This window comes from Rossellomorea vietnamensis NBRC 101237 (genome assembly GCF_001591825.1).
GTDB lineage: Bacteria > Bacillota > Bacilli > Bacillales > Bacillaceae_B > Rossellomorea > Rossellomorea vietnamensis.
Genome location: NZ_BCVQ01000005.1, coordinates 13469 through 35128 on the forward strand (window position 1 = coordinate 13469; position 21660 = coordinate 35128).

The 21660-nt window shown below is 43.0% G+C and carries 22 protein-coding genes; 5 read left to right on the forward strand and 17 right to left on the reverse strand.

Annotated elements, in window-relative coordinates; genetic code table 11:
- Nucleotides 1-4: 4 nt before the first annotated feature.
- Nucleotides 5-3355, reverse strand: coding sequence for a DNA polymerase III subunit alpha (gene dnaE / locus BVI01S_RS04085; RefSeq protein ID WP_061809331.1), 3351 nt, complete (start codon nt 3353-3355; stop codon nt 5-7).
- 137 nt (nt 3356-3492) lie between these two features.
- On the opposite strand from dnaE, the gene ytrH reads away from it, so the two are divergent.
- The 4 genes from ytrH to BVI01S_RS04105 all read left to right on the forward strand — a co-directional run bounded on the left by ytrH (nt 3493) and on the right by BVI01S_RS04105 (nt 6294).
- Nucleotides 3493-3828, forward strand: a complete 336-nt coding sequence (ytrH, locus tag BVI01S_RS04090; RefSeq protein ID WP_034756917.1) for a sporulation membrane protein YtrH — start codon at nt 3493-3495, stop codon at nt 3826-3828.
- A complete protein-coding gene (ytrI, locus tag BVI01S_RS04095) occupies nt 3825-4331 on the forward strand; it encodes a sporulation membrane protein YtrI (RefSeq protein ID WP_061809332.1) in 507 nt (168 codons plus the stop codon). The genes ytrH and ytrI overlap by 4 nt, the downstream gene beginning before the upstream one ends.
- Before the next feature lie 386 nt (nt 4332-4717).
- The gene (locus tag BVI01S_RS04100; RefSeq protein WP_061809333.1) at nt 4718-5281 is read left to right on the forward strand and encodes a sigma-70 family RNA polymerase sigma factor; all 564 of its coding nucleotides are present in this window, start codon (nt 4718-4720) and stop codon (nt 5279-5281) included.
- A complete protein-coding gene (locus BVI01S_RS04105; RefSeq protein ID WP_061809334.1) occupies nt 5278-6294 on the forward strand; it encodes a DUF4179 domain-containing protein in 1017 nt (338 codons plus the stop codon). Before BVI01S_RS04100 ends, BVI01S_RS04105 begins: the two co-directional genes overlap by 4 nt.
- A gap of 101 nt (nt 6295-6395) precedes the next feature.
- Here BVI01S_RS04105 and BVI01S_RS04110 read toward each other — a convergent pair whose 3' ends face one another.
- The 11 genes from BVI01S_RS04110 to BVI01S_RS04160 form a co-directional block, all read right to left on the reverse strand.
- On the reverse strand, nt 6396-6797 hold the full coding sequence (locus BVI01S_RS04110; protein WP_061809335.1) for a GNAT family N-acetyltransferase: 402 nt from the start codon (nt 6795-6797) through the stop codon (nt 6396-6398).
- Nucleotides 6798-6823: 26 nt separating this feature from the next.
- The gene (locus tag BVI01S_RS04115; RefSeq protein WP_061809336.1) at nt 6824-7690 is read right to left on the reverse strand and encodes a phosphotransferase family protein; all 867 of its coding nucleotides are present in this window, start codon (nt 7688-7690) and stop codon (nt 6824-6826) included.
- A gap of 11 nt (nt 7691-7701) precedes the next feature.
- A complete protein-coding gene (locus tag BVI01S_RS04120; RefSeq protein WP_061809337.1) occupies nt 7702-8544 on the reverse strand; it encodes an alpha/beta fold hydrolase in 843 nt (280 codons plus the stop codon).
- Between the two features lie 57 nt (nt 8545-8601).
- The gene (locus tag BVI01S_RS04125; protein ID WP_061809338.1) at nt 8602-9816 is read right to left on the reverse strand and encodes an MFS transporter; all 1215 of its coding nucleotides are present in this window, start codon (nt 9814-9816) and stop codon (nt 8602-8604) included.
- Nucleotides 9817-10061: 245 nt separating this feature from the next.
- Nucleotides 10062-10694, reverse strand: a complete 633-nt coding sequence (locus tag BVI01S_RS04130; protein WP_061809339.1) for a hypothetical protein — start codon at nt 10692-10694, stop codon at nt 10062-10064.
- A gap of 49 nt (nt 10695-10743) precedes the next feature.
- Nucleotides 10744-11772, reverse strand: a complete 1029-nt coding sequence (locus BVI01S_RS04135) for a DUF4362 domain-containing protein (RefSeq protein ID WP_167562094.1) — start codon at nt 11770-11772, stop codon at nt 10744-10746.
- A 63-nt stretch (nt 11773-11835) separates the two neighbouring features.
- A complete protein-coding gene (locus BVI01S_RS04140) occupies nt 11836-12651 on the reverse strand; it encodes a lipid II flippase Amj family protein (RefSeq protein WP_061809341.1) in 816 nt (271 codons plus the stop codon).
- Nucleotides 12652-12734: 83 nt separating this feature from the next.
- Complete coding sequence (locus BVI01S_RS04145) at nt 12735-13136, reverse strand: cytidine deaminase (RefSeq protein ID WP_061809342.1); 402 nt, start codon at nt 13134-13136, stop codon at nt 12735-12737.
- A 174-nt stretch (nt 13137-13310) separates the two neighbouring features.
- On the reverse strand, nt 13311-14516 hold the full coding sequence (locus BVI01S_RS04150) for an MFS transporter (RefSeq protein ID WP_061809343.1): 1206 nt from the start codon (nt 14514-14516) through the stop codon (nt 13311-13313).
- Nucleotides 14517-15242: 726 nt separating this feature from the next.
- A complete protein-coding gene (locus tag BVI01S_RS04155; RefSeq protein ID WP_061809344.1) occupies nt 15243-15926 on the reverse strand; it encodes a DUF3600 domain-containing protein in 684 nt (227 codons plus the stop codon).
- On the reverse strand, nt 15919-16446 hold the full coding sequence (locus tag BVI01S_RS04160) for a sigma-70 family RNA polymerase sigma factor (protein WP_439951095.1): 528 nt from the start codon (nt 16444-16446) through the stop codon (nt 15919-15921). The genes BVI01S_RS04155 and BVI01S_RS04160 overlap by 8 nt, the downstream gene beginning before the upstream one ends.
- 238 nt (nt 16447-16684) lie before the next feature.
- Between BVI01S_RS04160 and BVI01S_RS04165 the strand changes: the two genes are divergently transcribed.
- Nucleotides 16685-17650, forward strand: a complete 966-nt coding sequence (locus tag BVI01S_RS04165; protein WP_061809345.1) for a quinone oxidoreductase family protein — start codon at nt 16685-16687, stop codon at nt 17648-17650.
- 41 nt (nt 17651-17691) lie between these two features.
- On the opposite strand, the gene BVI01S_RS04170 is transcribed toward BVI01S_RS04165, so the two are convergent.
- From BVI01S_RS04170 to BVI01S_RS04195, 5 genes are all read right to left on the reverse strand, one after another.
- Nucleotides 17692-18144 (reverse strand): GNAT family N-acetyltransferase, encoded by a 453-nt coding sequence (locus BVI01S_RS04170; RefSeq protein ID WP_061809346.1) that lies wholly within the window; start codon nt 18142-18144, stop codon nt 17692-17694.
- Nucleotides 18145-18696: 552 nt separating this feature from the next.
- A complete protein-coding gene (locus BVI01S_RS04180; protein ID WP_061809348.1) occupies nt 18697-19035 on the reverse strand; it encodes a hypothetical protein in 339 nt (112 codons plus the stop codon).
- 21 nt (nt 19036-19056) lie between these two features.
- Nucleotides 19057-19584, reverse strand: a complete 528-nt coding sequence (locus tag BVI01S_RS04185) for a chloramphenicol phosphotransferase CPT family protein (protein ID WP_061809349.1) — start codon at nt 19582-19584, stop codon at nt 19057-19059.
- A 169-nt stretch (nt 19585-19753) separates the two neighbouring features.
- Complete coding sequence (locus BVI01S_RS04190) at nt 19754-20758, reverse strand: phosphotransferase enzyme family protein (RefSeq protein ID WP_061809350.1); 1005 nt, start codon at nt 20756-20758, stop codon at nt 19754-19756.
- 106 nt (nt 20759-20864) lie between these two features.
- Nucleotides 20865-21653: a class I SAM-dependent methyltransferase gene (locus BVI01S_RS04195; RefSeq protein ID WP_061809351.1), complete on the reverse strand. Its 789-nt coding sequence runs from the start codon at nt 21651-21653 to the stop codon at nt 20865-20867.
- Nucleotides 21654-21660: the final 7 nt, after the last annotated feature.

The following is a 21660-nucleotide window of genomic DNA, read 5'->3' on the forward strand; positions in this document are numbered from 1 at the left end:
TATGTTATTGCAATATCACGTTTGACTCCCCAAGAATTCGGTACAATTCCCTAAGAGCCTCTTGTGAAGGACTGATGCGCAGATGATCCGGAAGCCTTATACTCTTTTTGGCCTGCTCGTTGTAGACGATGACCGGATTCTTCCCTTTGAACCGGTTAATGGCTCGATGGATCCCCTCCATACAGCCCTCTTCATCCTGACCCACGGCGATTTTCAAATAGAGTTTCTGGCTGCTCTCTTTCACCCTTGCCTGAACGTCTTCCATCGTTTCCAACTGATTAACGATGAACTGAAGCTTATCGTTGCGGTCTTCCACATTGCCCCCGAATAGGAGAATATTCCCTTCTTTGAGCAGAGGCATATTATGTTTGTACACATTCGGAAACACAACGGCTTCCATCTCTCCGCTCTCGTCCCCGATTTCAAGGAAAGCCATCACTTCCCCTTTTTTGGTCCGGATCGATTTCATCCCGGTAATATAACCGCCGAGTGAGATTTTCGATCCTTTTTGAAGATCGGCTATCTGTTGCAATCCCATTCCTTCAAATAAAGGCCGGTAAGAAGAAACCGGGTGATCCGATAAGTAGAGTCCAAGTACCTGTTTTTCAAACTGAAGCTTCGTATCGATCGTCATGTCATCCACTTCCACATATTTGGGCTTTAACATAAAAGCCTCTTCTTCATGGAACAGGTCAGGATCGTCATCAGGGTTCACAAGCTCAGCATGCTGCGCCGCCACATCCAAGCTAGCAAGCAAGGTTGCGCGGTCGATCCCGAATTCATCAAACGCCCCGGAGAGCACAAGATTCTCTAAGATCTTCCGGTTGATCGTCTTCGAGGACACCCGCATGCAGAAATCGAAGAGATCCTGAAACGGCTTTTCTTTTCTCGCACGGATGATTTCCTTAAGAGCCGCGGCCCCGATTCCTTTAATCGCCCCTATGCTGTAGCGGATCACATTCTTTCCTTCGACTGTAAAAACAAACTGGCTGCGATTGATGGAAGGAGGCAGGATTTCAATGTCATACTGCGTGGCCTCCCGTATATACTGAGCCACCTTCGTTTCATTCCCTACGACAGATGTCAGGAGTGACGATAAGAAGAAAGCAGGATAATGGGCTTTCAGGTAAGCCAGTTGATAGGCGATCATGCTGTATGCAACGGCATGTGACCGGTTGAATCCATAATCTGCGAAACGAACGATCAAATCATAAATTGTATGGGCGACCTCTTCCCTGTAGCCTTTCCGTATCGAACCGGAAACAAAATGCTCCCGTTCCTGATCGAGGACATCCTTTTTCTTCTTGGAAACGGCTCGCCTGAGGAGATCCGCTTCCCCGAGGGAGAACCCGGCCATTTTCGATGCGATCTGCATGATCTGCTCTTGATAGACAATGACCCCATACGTCATTTCAAGGATCGGTTTCAAATCGGGATGAGGATATTCCACCTGCTCTTTCCCATGTTTCCGGTTGATATACATCGGGATGTTCTCCATCGGACCCGGACGGTACAAGGCGTTCACCGCCACGATGTCTTCAAAGGAATTGGGTTTCAGCCTTTTTAACACATTCCGCATCCCATCCGATTCCAGCTGGAAGATCCCATTCGTCTGCCCTTTAGTGAGCAGATCGAACGTTTTGGCATCATTCATCGGGATTGACTCGATGGCAAACGGTTTTCCCGTCCCGATTTCAACATTCTTCACGATTCTTTCCAATATACTCAGATTGCGAAGCCCAAGGAAATCCATCTTCAACAACCCAATTTCTTCTAAAATATCCATAGAGTACTGTGTCAGGTGAATCCCCGATGAACTCCCCTGGATCGGTACCCACTGTACTAAAGGAGCTTCACTCATCACGACTCCCGCCGCGTGGGTGGAGGTGTGTCTCGGTAGTCCTTCAAGCTTGAGAGCAGTCTGGAACAATTTTTTATAATGATCAGAGCCCGTCACAAAGTCGCGAAACCCCTTCGACTTTTCATAGGCTTCCTTCAAAGTGATTCCGAGCTGGTTCGGCACGAGCTTCGACACCTGCTCCTGCTCCTTCATATTGAGTCCAAACACACGACCCGTATCACGGAGAGCCGCTTTCGCTGCAAACGTCCCGAACGTGATGATCTGGGCGACATGCAGGCTGCCGTACTTCCCTTCCACATACTCGATCACTTCGTCGCGCCGGTGATCAGGGAAATCGATGTCGATATCCGGCATGGTCACCCGTTCTGGATTCAGGAATCGTTCAAACAGCAGATGATGCTCCAAAGGATCCACGTCCGTAATCCTGAGGGCGTAGGATACGAGGGAACCTGCGGCCGACCCACGTCCCGGTCCGGTCAGGATCTTTTTGTCCTTCGCGTATTTCATGAAATCCCACACAATCAGGAAGTAGTCGCTGAACCCCATCCTGCCGATGACTTCAAGCTCATAATCCAACCGCTCGATATACTCATCAGTTACCGTTTCGATCCGCTCGCTTAACCCTTTTTCACAAAGATGCGTCAATTCCTCGAGGGCGGTGACTCCTTCAGGCAGAGGATATTTCGGAAGGAGCTGTTGATGAAAAGGAATGGTCAGATGGCAGCGGTCGGCAATCTTCATTGTATTTTCCAATGCCTCAACATGATCAGAGAAAAGCTCCACCATCTGATCCTTGCTCTTGAAATAATACTCCTGAGATTGAAGTACGTCACGGTCATCCTCCGACAGCTTAACCCCATCCCGGATCGCAGCCATGCACTCATGGGCAAAATGATCTTCCTGCTCGAGGTACTGTACATCATTGGTAGCGACCATTTCCGAACCGGTCTCTTCCGCTATCTTCTGCAGTAAAGGAATAAGCGAATCCTCAGAGGCAATGCCGTGCTTTTGAATGCTCAAGTAAAAGGAGTCCCGACCGAACATCTGTTGATAGGTGCGGATACATTCCTTAGCTTTTTCTTTTTCATCATTCAATAACAGGTTCTCTATCTCACCCTTGACGCCTGGAGTGATGGCGATCAATCCTTTACTGTAGGAAGAGAGCCACTTCAGCGGTAATCCTTCTTTCGACTTTGCGCCGATGGCACTCGAGATTTTTAATAGATTCTGATAGCCACTTTGATCTTTCACGAGGAGAACGAGGGGATGGGAACCTTCCTCCGAGGCAATATCTGCGGTCAATCCGATGATCGGTTTGATGTTTTCTTTTACACACGCCTTATAAAAAGGGATCGCGGCATACATCATATTTTTATCGGTCAAGGCAAGCGCCCTGTACCCTGATTCCTTCGCTTTATGTACAAGTCCATTTATCGATATCGTGCTAGACAAGAGACTATAGGCACTCGCTATTTGTAAATGAACAAATGACATGTTATGCACAACCTTTTTTTCAATATACTTTTATTATAGGAAAGAAACCGAAAAAAAGAAAATATGTTCTCCCTCATATCTTGTCCCCGAATCCCATATAGTTATCGTAAAGACACGTAATAGATGGAGATGATGAAATGGCGGAAGCTTTCTTTCCGGAATTATTCAAAAGCTTCTTTATTGCTATGGGGGTACTGCTCGGTGGATCACTGCTCGGCGGATTGGCCTCGTTTGCCATGGGGCAGCCCTTATTCATTGAAATGAGACGACTATCCGATTTCCTGCGGATCTGGGCCATCATCGCAGCGATCGGCGGCACATTCGATACAGTGTACAGCTTTGAAAAAGGTTTCCTGAACGGGGAAACAAAAGAACTCTTCAAACAATTCCTGTGGATCCTGTCTGCACTTGGAGGAGCCAACACGGCTGCCATGATCATCACGTGGCTCACCCAGGAACATATGCCGTCATGAGGATCCCCCCTTTCTACCGACTCCCCTCCTGGCAGCGGTTCTTCGCCGGAATGGTCGTGGGGGGCATCATCAGCTGGATGATTTTCCTCTTCATGTTCGGCACCATGCATGAAAAACAGGCCCTGAAAATAGAGGAACAAAAAAACGACATCAGCAAACTGAAACACACTCTGTCCTACTTACAGGAAGAATACAAGCAGCTGAATCAGGAAAACGAAAACGAACTGGTCATCCAGGAAGTCAAAATCAAGATCATCAACACGACCAAGACAAAAGTGGAGCTGCTGAGCATTCATCAAACCGAGGACAAACTGAGCGAAGATTTGCGGAGCCTGTTGACCAAGGACCTGGAAACGGTTTACGGAAATAAAGAGCTCATCAAGAAAATCATTGAAAATAAAACCGTCAAGCTGAATGATAAGAATTTCCGGCTGAAAGTGAAGGAGATGTACTTTTATACGACCACGCAGATTACTTTGGAGTTGAAGTATGAGGATGATTAGATTTGTTGGGTGAACCTGTCGGGTGGCGGGTTCTTTTTTTGTTTGATTTTGTTCGGGATGGTTTTGAAATGGTCGTTTGATTCCCTCTTTGACAGGTATTATGGGGGCATCGCCTTGACATTTAGTCGTGATTGCGTCATTTCCGGTGGTCATTACGTCGAAATTCAATTTATTGCGTCTTTATATTGGGAATTGCGTCAAACGTGACCTTGATTGCGTCATTCCCCTCAATCATTGCGTCAAATGACAAAATCATCCATCCCTTACCACAACACCATAGTATAATGGAATAAGTCAAAAAAATTCCATTATTCATGAGAATCATTTCCCCATCCATTCGTTGTACATAGTGTAAAGGCCTTTCAATCATATAAGGAGCGAATGAAATGAAAAGTTCACCAACCAATTTCATCAAAAGGTTAAAAAAGAAAAAAGAGGATGCATTGGAATATATCATCGATGCTTACATGCCGCTTGTGAAAACGATCGCTACAAAAATTCTGCACAATCAAAATCGTCTGGACGTCGATGAATGTATTAACGATGTATTCCTGACCGTCTGGCAAAACGCACATCAGTTTAAAGGAGAGCCTGAAGACTTCAGGAAGTGGATTGGAATGATCACAAAATACAAGGCAATCGACCGATACCGTCAGGCTGAAAAACGGAACGCCCGTGAACATCAGGACGAATCTCTCTTTGAAAAATCAAGTACTCCCGGGACCGATATATCCATATTGCGACGGGAAGAAAAAAATGAATTACTAGCAGCGATCAGTCACCTGGAAGAGCTGGACCGTGACATCTTCATAATGAAGTATTACCTGGACTTAACCAATATAGAAATTGCTGATCAATTAACCCTTTCGAAAGCGGCGGTGGATAACCGCTTGTATCGCGGGAAGAAAAAATTAGCGTCAAATGTAACATTAAAGGAGCGACTGGTATGAGCATGAAGGAATGGATGGAATTAGATATCGACTCACTTGAACTAGAAAAAGTGACCGAATTGGAAAAAAAGCGCGTCAAACAACATGTTCTAAATAAACGGAAAAAGACAAACATTTGGAGGAATCTGGCCGTCGCATCCGTTATGCTGATCGGCGTCTCCACAGCGGCAAGCTTTGCGTATCCCTCGTTTGCCACACAGCTCCCATTCATGGACGATGTCATACGCTATTTTACTGATGAGCCATACAAAGAGTTTGAAGACTACTCGACTGATATCGGTCTTACCCAGACAAGCAATGGTGTGACCATCTTGATTGATAACGCTGTTTATGACGGCACGAATATTAAAATATCCTATGCCATTGAAACAGACAAAGATTTCGGGGAAGACATCCACAGTGGTGGGCAATGGTTTAACATTAAGGGTGCAAACGGAAGCGGCGGGAGCAGTCAACTCACCAAGATCGGTCCTACCCGCTATGTCGGATTGTCCTCCATCACTCCGAGCTTTAAAAGCGGGGACTTTCCGGAAAAGGTAGACATCACGTGGGAACCAGAGACTCTTTATAGCACCTCCAATGATACAGAAGTAAAAGGAGACTGGTCATTCGCCTTCTCATTAAAACGGCTTGAAGGCGATCTGCAGCTTATCAATGAAACGGTTCAGAGTAAAGATGCAACTTTCACGTTGAAATCTATTGAGTTTACTGACGTATCAACCGTCATTTCTTATAACCAGGTAGCAGCAGACTCCCTGCTCGAGGAGTGGCCGGAGGTATCACCCGTCTTCAAAGTGACGGACGACCTGGGTCATGTATATATGGACGGAACGGGCGGTGGCGGTTTTTCTACAGATAACGGAAAAACATACAAAGGGACAACAGAGTTTGGAACCATCCAGGATGGAGCCAGCCAACTCATCATCGAACCCATTGAAATTGCCAGTCTCGGGTCGGGGAAAGGTCATACAGAAATTGAACTTGAACCGATTGTCGTTGATTTAGAAAAATAATTCCCATTCCCCTATTGAAGTTGAACGACTTTAATAGGGGAATGAATTCTCTATAAAAGTGTGATCCTACCACGTGGTCACTCTTTCTATTAACAATTTGGCTAAAGCCTTTCCAACACACACCTAAACCGTTCCACCCCAGGATATTTCTCACCCAAACTCATAATCTTAAATCCAAGTTTCTTATAAAATATCACTGCATCCCGATCCGTTTCAGCAGTAACCCTAGTACAATGGCCGAAATAATCGATCATCTTATGACCTATTCCCTTCCCCCGGTGTTTCGGCATCACGGCTATATGCTTTATTTCACACTCTCCCTCATTCAGGAATTCAACTCCTATACATCCAACCAGCTCATCTCCAGACGTAAACCCATATAATTTCCGTTCGGTGGAATGGATGTACAGATCATATTCCTCTTCAACTTTTTCTACAGAAGTTGCAAAGCATAATAATTTTCTAATATCCGGGTGAATGGACTTTATTCTGATTTCTTCCATAATCGTCCCCCATTTTCAACCAGGTATCATCTATACCCCTTCATCCCATTCTCAAATGCTACCGGATCATCATTCTCAATTCCGTGAAGTGCTTCCTGCAACCCAAATATACCCCTGTAGAAATTCATTCTGCCGAAAATTCGATCCCCGTTCGGATATATCTCCAGACATCTCCTGACGAAGTATTCGCCGTAACTGGATAATAATCCGGCAAAGTCATAGGCAGGGTCACCCACTTCGGCTTCTCCAAAGTCGATGATTCCGGAGACTTCATGACGTTCCGGATCCCACAGGATATTGGATGCCCCAAAATCACCATGAGTGAGGACCGGTTGAAAATCCAGAAGTTCATTCTTTGATAAAAACAAATCGAAATGTTGGCTGACTTTCACCTTTGCTCTTTCATTCATATGGGGAAAAAGTTTCTCCTTGAACCGATCGTATAGGTCTTCAATCGAACGTCGTATCTCCCCTATACTCTTTTTCTCGATGTTCATAGATTCCAAAGATTGTGAGTGAAGTACAGTCAAAAAACCCACCAATCGGGAAGCGATTTGTTCATGATGTTCTTCATTTTCTATAAAAACGCCTGGCCACAGTGGACTCCCTTCAACCAGCTTATAACCTGTAAATACCATTCCCACTTTCTCTGGTTCCAAGGATTGATAAATAGGATAAGGGACCGGTAACGGGATGTTTCCCTTTATCCCTTCCAACACCCTCGTTTCTTTCTTCAATTTCATGATTCCTTCCGTATACTTCGGGAATCTGAAAACAAGAGAGTCGTTAATTATAATGACATCATTATTCTGACCAATTTCATTCATTTCGCTGTGAGTGATCTTTAAATCCGGGTATACCGCTCTTATTCTTTTTTCATAAGATGAAACCATATGTGCTCCTCCTATTTCCTTTCATACAAAAACAATTCATACTCTTCCTTAAACCGGCTTGATTCCTCAAGAAACGGGTAATGATTACTCCTCTCGAAGATGCCCAGTCTCGGTATTCCCTCAGCCATTTCAATCGAGTACTTCAATGGACATTGCACATCGAAGCGGCCACACATGATTAACGTCGGGACCTCAATAAACTCCAGCTTTCTCGTCACATCATATATTTGCAGTTCGCGGATAAAGAAGTTCATTCTTGCTTCCGACATCCCTTTATGAATATCCAAGTGAAATAGATCATGATATTTCTCAGGTTTATGTAATGAAAATTTCGTTCTTTCTACTGAAAGCTCTTTCCTCTTAACAAGCGATAGATCCGGTTGTTTCAATGCCTCAATCAGTTCCTGCATCCTTTCGTAATCCGAGTGCGCTTCGTTGTATATGCAGTCCTCCGAGAAGGTCATATACTCTCTCGCAGCTGCCCCGACAATCACAGAGAAATCCAGACTTTTTGAGAAGTGAATTCCATAAAGGATCCCTAACATCCCACCAGTGGAATGCCCGGCTAACCCCCAATGAGATAACCCTAATGCTTCCCGGATCGCCTCCAGGTCAAATATGGTTTCCAGCATACTCAACTGATAGGGTTCATGAGATTTGTCAGAGCCTCCTGCTTCCCGTAAGTTAATCAAGAAGACCTGGTTGGTAACTGTGAACGTCTCTGCGAAATAGTCCCCGGTCTCATTGAACTCGGAATAATGGTGGGTGACACATAGAGGATTTCCATCACCCTTGATGAATACTTCAAATACTCCCCGTTCTGTATGCAGTAACTTCCTTTCCCATGCCTCCATCCTTTCACCCCTTTTTCACTTTGAAAAAAGGCTTCCCGAAATGGGAAACCTGATGATTCACGATTCTTCAAACCGGACGCTTAAAGGTTTGTTCAAATTCTTCAACCTGGGATTCACCCAGAAGTACAGAGCAAATGCCAGGTAACCGACGCCTGATAATACTAATAGGAATCTTCCAGAAGTGAACTCTCCGATCACACCGCCGAGCAGAAACCCTAAAGGACTCAGTGACCCGAGCAGCGACGAAATGAAGGCAAAACCGATTCCTATATATCCTTTTGGAAGATTGACCTGAATCAACGTTTGCACATAAATCCCGATGATGCCGATCCCCATCCATGATAAAGCAAACAATAGATAAGGCATGATCGACAAGTCCTTCAGGGTAAACGCCAGCATCCAACACAAGCCGGACCAAAGCGACAGTAGCGGTAGAATACGATTTAGCGCTATTTTCTCTACCTTACTGGATAAGGCGGTCCCTGTCAGAGTGCCTAATGACATGGCCGTCAACCAGAATCCGTATTCCGCAGAAGAATCCGAAATGACCGGAAGCATAGCCATCCCCATCGTCGCCATCACATTCATAACGATAATGCCCAATACCATGCTTAGAAGCGTATGACGCTTTCTCACCACCAGAAATCCCTCTTTGAAATCTTCCTTGTACTGCCTGATAAAATGAGCGCTTCGTACTTCCGTTTCCTTTTTTGACCTCGGGACGCTTAAATAGAATAAAAACAGCATTCCCGTCCCGATCAATAAAACGCTATTCGTCACATAAATCAAACCCAACCCAACAAAAGCGATCAAGATCCCCGATACAGCATCACATATGATATCCAGGGTTTGATAAGAAAAGGCAAAAATCGAGTTTACTTTTGTAAGCTGTTCACGGGGAGTCAGGCACTCAATGAGGGCACTTTCAGTCGGATACGTGCATTCCGATAACGAAAGGGCCACAAACATCAATATGAACAAGAGTGGCAGCCATAAGAGATTTGTAAAATACAAGATCGAAATGGCACTGACCAGCACCCCCTGCCCGAGCATGGCGACATAAAGAATCTTCTTCTTTGAAAACCGGTCAATAATGGGACCGTATAGAAATTGGATGGTGACAGGCAAGATGGCCACTGCACTTGTCAATCCGATTAACAAAGGCGAAGACGTCGTCGATTTCACGTACCAGATCGTCGCAATCATGTAAAAGCTGTCAGCAAAATTGGTGATGATCCTGCCTGTTAACAGAATCATTAATTGTTTATTCATATATGAAAATCCTCCTTTAATCATCAGCAAATAACACGAGGTCATTCGCTAACCTTAAGGCGGTTTCCACACAATGAATGAGTTCTAATGATCGAATGGATTTTGAAAGCGTATGAGAATCATAGACTCTTTCCTTTCTTATACTAGTATTGGTAATTATTTCATAAATATTCCGAATCTTCAACCTTAAAAAATAAACATCCCTGCATGCAGATCGGCTTTTCTGCAAGCAGGGATGTTTGACTTTAGTGTGTTAAATCGTTGGACAACTGATCAGAGGCAAGCCCCATCAATCTTCTCCCTATCATCCAAATGGCAAAGCTCGTCACCCACAGAATCAACGCAGATCCTAGTCCGACAACAGACATGTAGGCATTAAGCTGATGACCACTCAATGACATTGTCTCAGGTACGAAAAGCCAGGTGACAATAGGAACCACACATAGTAAAAGACCGGTGTAATAATAAATCCTAACCCGGAATAGTCTGGCCAACGGCAGAAAATGAAGTCCGACGATGATGGCAATGACAATCGGAATATTTTCTGTGTGTCCAACAGCATTGCACACTGCAATGGCAATCCCGATCGCTATCCCCTCCCCGGCGAAAATGATGTTAAACCACATCCTCATTTTCCTTCCATCATTCCCGCTGTGGGTGGATGTCCCTTGGGGAAACCCCTTCGACGCCGAAATCAATGAGAAGCCGCCGATGACTAATACCATTCCGATTGCTAAAGCAGCTGTTAACAACCACGGGCTTCCCCAACCTTGTAGACCCATGACACCTGTATACGACCATAAGGTACCGAAAAACGCCATGAATAAAACACCAGAAGCTGTTCCACGTAAGTCACCTTTCGTAACTGTATGTACCATCAAGTACACTCCTTCTCAAGTTTCATTGAAAGTTCAATCATTAACATATCTATTCCGTTATCGTCTGAATATCACTCGCCCTGACCCTTCCAGGAGAACCTTCCTCTAACACCTCATCGACTTTCAAGACAATTTTGTCTCCCTTTGAAAATTCTTGGGCGTCTTCCGTTTCTACATATAAAAAGGTACCGTTTAAATTCGCTAAATCTTCCCCTTTTACTTTTTCCAGGGACACTAAATCTGGAGCCGTCAAATCTTCTCCAATCAGAATCTGATTTTCCTTCACCTCCAAGATGTAACCATAGACGACATTTTCACTGGATTTTGTGGGATGTTGGGATACATATATAATGTACTCAGCAATATCAGTGAACGGTTTAGAGCTTTCATGAGATCCGCAAGCATTCCAGTTAAGCGTTCGGCCACCTCCATTTATCTTCACTTTCATCAGATAGTTGTCCGCCTGTTTTCCTTTAGGGCATTCATCACTCGTAGGCTTGGAGTCTAGATAATTCGCCAACACCAACTGCTTATAGACTTCCTGCTTATCCTCATCATCCACTTGAATCGTTTGTTTTTCTCCTTCTTTGGGACCGTACCTTAACTCCACTTCAAACACATCCTGGCGCTTTACGTCATAAGAAGTCTCGAGAACCCCCCAGGTTTCCCCCTTTACACCCTCACAACCTGTCAGATAATAGGACAGATTGGTAGGATTCTCTTCCCGATTCAGCTTTCCGCATTGAAAGGACTCCACCTCGCCATCGCCATATTGGTCTCTAGTGTAATCGAATGTTACATCGATTTGTTTCCCATCGTAAGCTAAATCCGTGAGTATGGGATCTCCCTCGATTGTGTAGGATACGACTCTCAAATCTCCTTTTTTCTGCTTCTTTACCCTCTGAAAATAGTTCTCCATGTTACCCAATCCTGAAATCCCACCATGCATGTTCACTACATCCGCATTCAGTTCAGAACCGTTTTCTTCAGTAGGTTCTGCGGTCTGATTGGATTCATTGCATGCTGTGAGAAAGACCAAGATGATGGCAAGTATCCATAACCATTTTGAATATTGCATTGAATCCCCCCAGATATTTTCTAAATTGAATTTCATACAGTTTCCTGCTTTAAACGGTTTGTATTACACAAAAAACTGAGTCATCCAGGCAATATAATATGAACCCGGGATAAAGATCAGTTGAGCGAGAAGTGTCCCGAACAGCCTGGAGATGACCATCATGATAGAAAGGCCTTTTAGCTCTTGGTAATTCCCCTTCCCATTTGCCACATCGTCGGCCAGGACGGAAATCTTAGGATCAATAAACAGTGTCAATAAAATCGTTGCAATGCCATTGATCAAGCCTGAAGCCATAGTCGCACTGCCTGATCTATCTGGTACGATGAGCGCAGCATAAAGCGCTGAAAGAACGCCAATCGTGTACACTGCTGTAATGACCATATTGATGAAAAACAACCTTTTTGGAATGGCTCTGAAATTGATTCCCGTCAAATATCTTCTACCTGGTTTAGCAAAATGGTTCATTCCTCTTTTATATAGATCATTCTTAAACCCAAGCTTGATTAACCTTGGCACAGAACCTCCCTGCTCTGATAGGTGGATAATCCCCCTTGAAAACAAAGCAACAAACGTAGGCAATAACACGATTCCAAGGAGAGTACCTAAAGTCGAGGCACCGATCAGCACCCTGAACTGCTCTTCCACCACTTCTAATTTTCGGCCCTCAGGTGCAGCATCAGTGAGTCCTCCTGTAAAAGGCTGCTGCATCATATTTGACATCCGTGACACAATGACCATCATATTAAACAGGGAAAGACCTGACGCAATCAACTTCACCCTTGCCCCGGATAACCTGACCGCATAAGCAAGTGTTTCAATGCTATGTATGATTAAAATGAATAATGCAATAAAGAGTACTGGTAACGATAAAAATTCCACGATGACAACTCCCTTTTTTATCCAATCCTATTATAGCATTTTAAAAAAGGAACATTTCGTATTTTTGAAATGTTCCTTTAAATTTACTTTCTATAGGCTTCATACCAATGAAAAGGCTGGACTTCTTTTAATGTCTTAAATTGAAGATCACCTTCTGGATGGTAGATGCCTACTTTCACATCCTCTCCCCAATAAAAAAGCCTCTCCTGGCATATTCCACAAGGAGTGAGAACTTTGTAGTCTGAGTTTTCATCATCACGTACGACACAAACAGAATGAGTCACTTCCGTATTCAGTTTGTGGGCTTCCAATATGGCACCTGTTTCAATGCATAGCTCGGTGGACGCATTGATGATTTCCGGGGAAACGCTGGTGAGAATGACGCCACTTTTTGTATACATGGCTGAAGCACCGCCCCAGCCTGTTGGATATCTTTTTTCAATTAATGCCACTGCAGCTTTGAATAGTGTTTGTTCAATATTCATGTACCGGCCCCCATAATCAATACTATGATTTTAATACTAGTGGGAAATCTTCCATAATACCAGATGTATTCAGGAGAATGCTCGCTCCCGTTATGAAGACAAAAAAACCTCAAGTCAATAAATTCAATGACTTGAGGTCTTACTTAATTCACTTTTGACTATTCATACGTTTTTTCAGGCTGACTTGCGTTCGATGCCGCGAAGCCATGCGGTCAACAGAACAGCTCCTGCCACCATAATCGCACCGATCCAAGGCGTATGAATCAAGCCTATTCCATCCACGATAAGTCCACCGACGAAGGAACCGATGGCAATCCCGACATTAAATGCGGCGATGTTTAGAGCAGATGCAACATTGACCGCTGAAGGGACATATTTTTCAGCCAGGTTCACCACAAGGAACTGCAGCCCCGGCACGTTCATGAATGCGAATAATCCCATTAGGAATATTGCGATGAGAGCCGCCACTTTAAATGGTGCTGCGAATGTAAGAGCTACTAGAATGATGGCTTGCATAACAAACATCCAGAATAATGCTTTTAACGGGCTCTTGTCAGATGCTTTCCCTCCAACGACATTTCCGATCGCAACGGCAATTCCGTATACAAGAAGGATGATACTCACCCATTTCGCACTGAAACCTGTTACATCTTGCAATAAAGGTGTTAAATAAGTGAACGCGACGAATGTTCCGCCATATCCAAGGGCTGTGATGGCAAAAGCTAATAATAATCGGCCGTTTGTTAGAATCTTCAATTGTTCACTGAACTTGGCTGGTGGTGCTTCTTTCAGGTTCTTTGGTACAAGGATGGAACTGGCAATGATTCCGACAATACCGAGAAGAGCAACTCCCCAGAATGTGGCTCTCCATCCGAATGCCTGCCCGATGAAGGTTCCAAGTGGTACTCCTGTAACCGTCGCAACCGTTAATCCTGTAAACATGAAGGCAATCGCACTGGCCCGCTTATGGGCAGGCACTAGATCGGCCGCAATCGTCGATCCGATCGAGAAGAAAATCCCGTGTGAAAATGCTGTGATAAAGCGTGCTACAAGCAATAGTCCAAAGCTTGTGGACATGGCCGCAACCGAGTTACCTACAATGAATAAGAGCATCAAGGACATAAGCAGTGATTTTCTGCTCATCTTACTTGTTAATGCGGTTAATACCGGTGCCCCAATGGCGACTCCAATGGCATAACCTGAAATCAATAATCCTGCGAGTGTGATCGATATCGATAGATCATCTGCAATCGATGATAATAATCCAACGGGAACAAATTCTGTCGTTCCGATTCCAAAGGCACTGATGGCAAGGGCAAGTAACGCCGGTGTGCCACCTTTCGTTTTTGACTGATGTATAGTAGCTGAAGTTGAACTCATAACGTAACTTCCTCCTTAAATGATTGATTGAAATGAGAAACGAAGGCGCCTTCCGTTTCTCTGTACACATATAGTAATGAGTACAACTATTTATGAGAAGTACGCACTTTAAAGTCATGTAGGTACTTTTTTGTAACCTAGTGACCCGCAAGTGCCTATATGCCTTTCAAACCTCTTCGATAAAAATAGGCAGGTACTGTTTGAAAAGCTAAATTGAATTATGAGGGCTAGCCAACATTTTGGGAAGAACGCACTTTGAAGTGGCATAGGCACCTGGAAGTACCCTAACCAACGCAAAAAAACGCTCACTCTATTGATAACGGGTTCGGTTTTAAAGTGAAAAATTTGAATTAGTCGTGCTTTTTTCACAGTGAATTTCAGTAGAGAAAACGTAAAAAAGCTCGGAGCCATATGCTTCGAGCTTTTTAGTCAATTCTATAGATCAGCACCCTTACGCTGAATAAGGAGAACCGCTCCCCTGGCGTATGAAAATAAGCGGAAAAATTCCGTCTAAACCGGAAAATATAGCTATTTTACGAAAATTAGCCGGAGTTTTTCCGCTTATGGAACATTATCCGTTGAATATTGTTCCAAATTGAGCCGTTAAGCGGAAATTTTCCGCTTAAATCAGCGTTGTAACCCTCCTCCAGCTGCCTTAACCGGAATTTCTCCGCTTATAAATCTGTCGCCATCATTAAGCAGTATGCTTCATTGGATTTAGATACATTACTGATCTACTTGTTTTTCATTTACTTTTCTAAGTACATGTTGAGCTTCTAAAAAATTTTCTCTTTGATCATCAGAAAGTTTATCGATTTCATTGGATTCTTTCATTCCATTTTTGGCCATGGTTTGCTCATATATCATGATTGCTTCGATATATTCTTCATATTCATCTGATGACAAAACTTCTTTGCTTGATTTCTGTCCATTAAGTCGATCAAAGAAAGGCTGTATCTCAAATAAAGTATTTTTCAGTTCAGCCAGCTGTTTAGCAGGAACTTCTGAATAATCAATGTTTCCATTTTCATCCCCATATTCTATCTTCGCGTTTGTTACGGTTTTTAATAATTCTTTAAAGCGCTTGAATTCTTCTTTTTCCATATCCCCTTGGGCTTGAGTCAATTTTGCATCCAGAAGCAGGTATCCTTCCATTGTGGCACTGGATAGGTGAGCCTTCACATTTTTAAATGAGCCATAGAACTCATCGGCAAGTAAGGTTTGATAAGCAATGGCTCCTGTTGGAAGAATGAAGGAAGCCGCAATAATAGCTGATACCATGTTTTTCTTGATAAACCTGTTAACTCTTCCACCTTTTTCGAAGCGTGCTTTTCTCACTCCCATTTTTGTTCGTTCGTGCAGTGTTGGTGGAATGACAATTTTGTTTATCTCCTCCTTGAAATTACTCACACGTATCAGCCTCCCTCATGTGCTCTCGAAGTTTTCCTAAAGCACGGTACAAGATCGTTTTCGCAGTGCCTAAGGGTATCTCTACTATCTCTGCAATTTCTTTAAAGGAATACCCTTCATAGAATCTCAGGGTAACGACGCTTTTCTCTTCTTCACTTAATTTCTCCAATAGTTCATGAAGAGTGATGCTAAGGAGAGTATCCTGATCTTCCAATCCGATCATTTCCTCGTATTCCGGTTTAAGTTGAACCACTTTTTTATTTTTTTTCAATATATTTAATGCAGTAGTTATTGCAATTTTAATTAACCAGGTTTTAAAATACGCAGGATTCTTTAACGTTTCAATATTCTTAAAAGCACGGTATGCGACCTCTTGTACTACATCTAACGCATCATTTTCATTTTTCACATACACATATGCCATTCTGTAAATATCCTCTTCATATTGTTTGAAAAGTTTTAAAAACGCCTTATCATCGCCTTTTTGAGCTTTCTTAACTAATCGATCGATGTTCTTCACCCCTTATTATCTTCTTTCATCAATTAGACAACTGAAAAGACGAATTGGCTTTCATTTTTTTATAAAAGTAAAAACAATAGAGAACTATGATTGCTGTAGACTTCATTAAACCAACGCTCTATTCCAGTATTATACTTCACATTAGTATTGGGCTTTGTATCAGATAAGCTCTTCCCTAGTCAAAAACCAAACAACTGGTTACACTAAAAGAGAATGATGTTATAGAGGAGAGTACATAATGAAAGCACTCGTATTTGAAAAGTTCGGCGGACCGGAAGTCCTCCACTATCAGGAGATTGATACTCCGCAATTAGGCCCGGATGAAGTTTTAGTGGAAATGAAGGCAATCGGGCTGAATTTCGCCGATGTATATAGAAGAAAAGGGAATTATCATTTGGAAGGAGATCCACCGTACATTTGTGGATATGAAGGAACAGGTGTCGTCAAAAAGGTTGGAGACAACGTGCAAGGAATGGCTGTTGGAGACCGCATTGCTTTTGCCGATGTACCTTATGCGAATGCGGAACTGGTGGCCGTGCCAAAGGATAAAGCCATCCCATTGCCGGATGAAATATCGTATGAAACAGCTGCATCCCTTTTGTTACAAGGACTTACAGCTCATTACTTAACGAAAGACAGCTATAGTATCAAGAGTGGGGATACTGTTTTAGTCCATGCAGCTGCAGGCGGAGTCGGGCAGCTGCTTGTCCAGATCATCAAGATATTGGGCGGTACAGTCATCGGGTTAACGTCTACGGAAGAAAAAAGACAGGCAGCGCTGGCTGTTCGAGCGGATCATATGTTTTTATACAGTGAAGACTGGAAACAGAGATTGCAGGATGTGACAGAAGGTAACGGCGTGGACGTGGTGTATGAATCAGTCGGTTCGACTCTGATGGACAGCTTCGAATCAACTCGCATCGGAGGGACTGTCGTCTTCTTTGGTATGGCAGGAGGCGATCCTGTTTCGGTTGATCCACGGATGCTGATGGACACCTCGAAAACCCTGACCGGCGGGGATTTATGGAATGTATTGACGTCTCACGAGGAACGGGTGAACCGTTCACATGAGTTGTTCGGATGGATCCAAGAAGGACAGTTAAAGGTATCTGAACCAACGGTCTTTCCTTTAAGCGAGGGTGCCAAAGCACATGAGTATTTGGAAAGCAGGAAAAGCACTGGGAAGATTTTATTGATTCCTTAATAAACTGTAAGAGACCCTATCCAACTCGGAAGGGTCTCTTTCTATATATCCTGAGACAACCGGATCATATCCCTGCACTGGATGCCATTTTCAACTATTTCTTCTGGATAATGTCTGACGAAGAAGTCCAAATCCACTCCAACGATTCTGAAACCACATTTTTGATAAAGGGCCAATTGGCCAACGCCTGAATTCCCGGTCCCGACTTCAATGGTCTTGTACCCTTTCTCCTTGGCCACCTTTACGGCATCCATCACTAGCTGTTTACCGATCCCTTTCCCGTGCAGCTCTTCTGCAACCGCCAAATTCACTAGCTCGACAGTTTCCGGTCTTGTTGGCAGTAAGACGTAAATGCCAACGATTTTCTTTTCGAGCTCCGCTACAAAGCATTCTCCTCTGGCGGTATATTCCTTCACAATGTTCTCTGAAGGATCTGCCAGGAGAAGCAATTCCATGGGAAGTTCTTCAGTCTCGTTTAGTTTCTTAATAATCATTCCCTACCTCCACTAATTCACTAAAATTTCCAATCTTAGAATAACTTATTCTGATCAACACATGAAGAAAAAATATTCATCTAGGCATATCACCTTTACTAACCTGAAAATAATAGTATACTGAAATTATTCTTCATCTTGAAGATAGTGGTTTAAGGCAGGACCCCTTATTGTAAATCGAAAAATTCCTTATTTGTAGCGGCTTACCAGTGTTTTGGTAAGCTATTTTTTTGCACACTAAAATACTAATTTTCATAGAACCATGTACTCGTTTCTATTCAGACTACTTCTCCCTCTGCTCTGATTCCTGAATGAATCTTATAAGAAACGCAGTCCCTGCACAGTTTAGAATAATACTCACACTAAGGATGACAGCCCACAACGGGGTTGGGAGCGGAAGAATGAATGATAATAATAAGAATAAAATTCCTGTTAAAACAAATACGATACCCTTTGATACATGAGTCATGAATCTTCCTCCAGGAAAAAAATAAGATATTATATATTTTAACATAAATATCCATTATCGACGGCTGTTGCTTTCCATATGTATTAATTCACTACCTCCCAAACACGGCCATCTTCCATTGGGATGATCTTACCTAGAAAGCCAAAGGTTCTGAAGGTCAGTTCTTCTCCCGTATCATACTCATAATTCCTCTCGTATGAAGAAAAAAATCCAACGTTTCTAAAATGGCCGGATCGTCCCCAGATGGCTTGATTGTCTTTCATACAATATTTAACCCCTCCATCTTCTGTACAAGCAATGTCATTCTCTTCCAACATCCAATCCTCCATTTCTTCACTGGTCGGAGAGGTATAATCCAATATGGCAAATATTATGATGAACATAATGATCCCTGAAATGAACTTTCTCTTTTTTGATAACACAATAAACCACCTTTAATAAGCTTACACTTTTTGTTTAATCAATCGAATACATTCCTCAGCCGATGACATGGATGTATCCACCGTCACATCATAGTTCATACCATTGTGCACGAAAGTAGCCTGTGATACAGCCATCCCTTCAATGCGGTCTCCTCTTGCTTTCTCACGGGCATCCGCTACTGCCGGATCACAGAAGACACCGACCCATAGTACCTGCAACCCTTCCAAGGCAGTCTCCCAGTTTTCACGGCCTTTCACTCCACTTAAGAAAACATCATCAATGATGATCCGGGCACCTCTTCGGGCCATTTCTCCGATACCTTGCATCCAGGCAGACTCCAGTTCTTGAAATTCCGTACCCGGAGTGACCGTGCCGTCTTCATCGAGCTTGATTCCGCTGTCCTTCTTTAGCATGGATTCAGGCATAGATTCGATTAGATCATCGATGCTGAATCTCAGCCATGGCCCGGTTAATGAATTCTGGAGACATTTTGCGAGCGTTGTTTTGCCGGAGCTTGAGCCTCCGTTTAGGATGATGATGTTGGTCATAGTGAATGCCCCACCTTCTTTTTGGCTTCTTATGAAGATAAAATGTACTTCATTCTCTTAAACTACCGTTTCGTTTTCAACCATATCAGTTTAAATTCTGACATAGGATCCCAGTTCTCATTTAATGGGCTATTTGTCGAAAAGTCGAAGAACAGCTGTTTTCTGATTATTATTCTTTTACTAACAACACTAATTTCTCAGCACGCTCCTCATAATGATCAAGGTGTTGTTTCATTGCCTCTTCATCACCAATATCGATTAAATCTAAAATTCGCTTAACAAAATTCCAATTCAAACAACCTGATAACCATAGGAGGGACTGCAGACGATGTATCTCTTCTGAAGAGAAGGCTTGAACAGAACGATAGGCTGCCAAAAATGTTTTAGCAAGAATAGGCGAAAAGTGTTTGGATTCAATCCCATCGGAACGGGAATACCACTTCAACAACCATGCTAGTCCTTCCATGCGATCTGTATACGCAATCGATTCAACGTCCACTATACCTCTTAGACTTCCTTGGTCGTCCCATAAGAGGTTTAATGGGTTAAAATCTGATTGTACAATGAATTCCAGAGTATCCGTTTTCCCAGCAAAAATGTGAGCCTCCGCATTGATGACATAAGAGTACACCAATTCCTTTATCACATCAGATAACTCCGCAGTATCCAGCTTTTCCTTGACCGTGTCCAGAAACTGAACATACCCGTCAAGGTGTGATATTTTCGGAAGAATCCCGCTTTCAAACCTTTTAGAAACCGTATGTATCTTATTGACCGAATCACCGACAAGTCCGGTAAAACGTTCTGTACACTTCGTGATGTGTCTTCCCTCAATCCACTTGAAAAGCACCACTCTATAACATTCATTCCATTCGATGGAGACAAATGGTTGACCTTCATAAGAGGGAACATGCTTCATAAAAGGAATTCCCTGTTGAGCTAAAAAGTTCGTATAACGAATTTGCTCCATCAGTACATCGTCTGAGATTTTACCAAACGCCTGATGGCCCGAACGATTGTGACTGATGAACCTTATTGAATAGAAATGTTGATCTACGTTTATTTTGTAATGCAAGTCATTATTCCAGCTTCCCTGGTGCAATTCCTTTTCAATGGATAAGAACTTGTATTCGGGAAAGAAGGATCTGATGACTTTCTCCACTATTGTCGTCATGAGCTCATCCTCCTTTAAATCCTGCATGAAATACCTTTCTTGGATTTTCAAGTAACTATTCAATCCAGGTTGGCACTTCGTAATAAGCTGGGCAATAATTCTAGAATCATTTAGACTCAAACAATCCCGTTGATTTTGTAATATGAATAACTCCATTGTTGGCTTCTTTTTCAGAGGCAAGGAAACGAAGAAACTCATCTAACGTGTCATCGACTAAGATTTCACTAAGTTCCGTATTCGAGGAAAGCAGATAATCCACTATGGCTTTTTCTTCTGTAATCTTCATCCCGCCTGGAAAATCTTTATAGACGATTTCATTGAAATGGCCCTGAAGCTGCTCAGCCCCAGTTTCCACTCCAAAATTCAAGGCATGTTCTCTAGCAGATGGAAAGTCCAAATTTGGATCAAAGCGTCTTAACAACTCACCAAATTCCTTCAAATGATTCTGCCCGATAGTTGAACTGTAGAATGTTCCACCTGGCTTTAATATTCGCCTTACTTCACTTAAAGCTTTCTTTCTATTCGGGACATGATACAACATATGGTTGGCAATGATCACATCGAAACGGTTATCTTCAAAAGGAATATCCTCGATGTTAAGTTGAGTGTACTGGATATTAGGTATTCCTATTAAATTCTGTTGAACAGACTGGACCATCCCCTCTGAATAATCAGAGAGAGTCAAGGTCCAGCTCGAATCTATCCGTTCTCTATTTTTCAACCAGAACGTGCCGTCCCCACATCCAATTTCAAGAACCCTGCTATTTGGAGAAATGTTAATTTGTTCAAAAAGCCATCGATGCCAATCCGCTTTATTTTCACTATATTTCTCGTGAATGTTGATCCGGGTATTTAGTTTCGTTGGATCACGATATTGTTCTTCTAATGAATTCATGTATTAT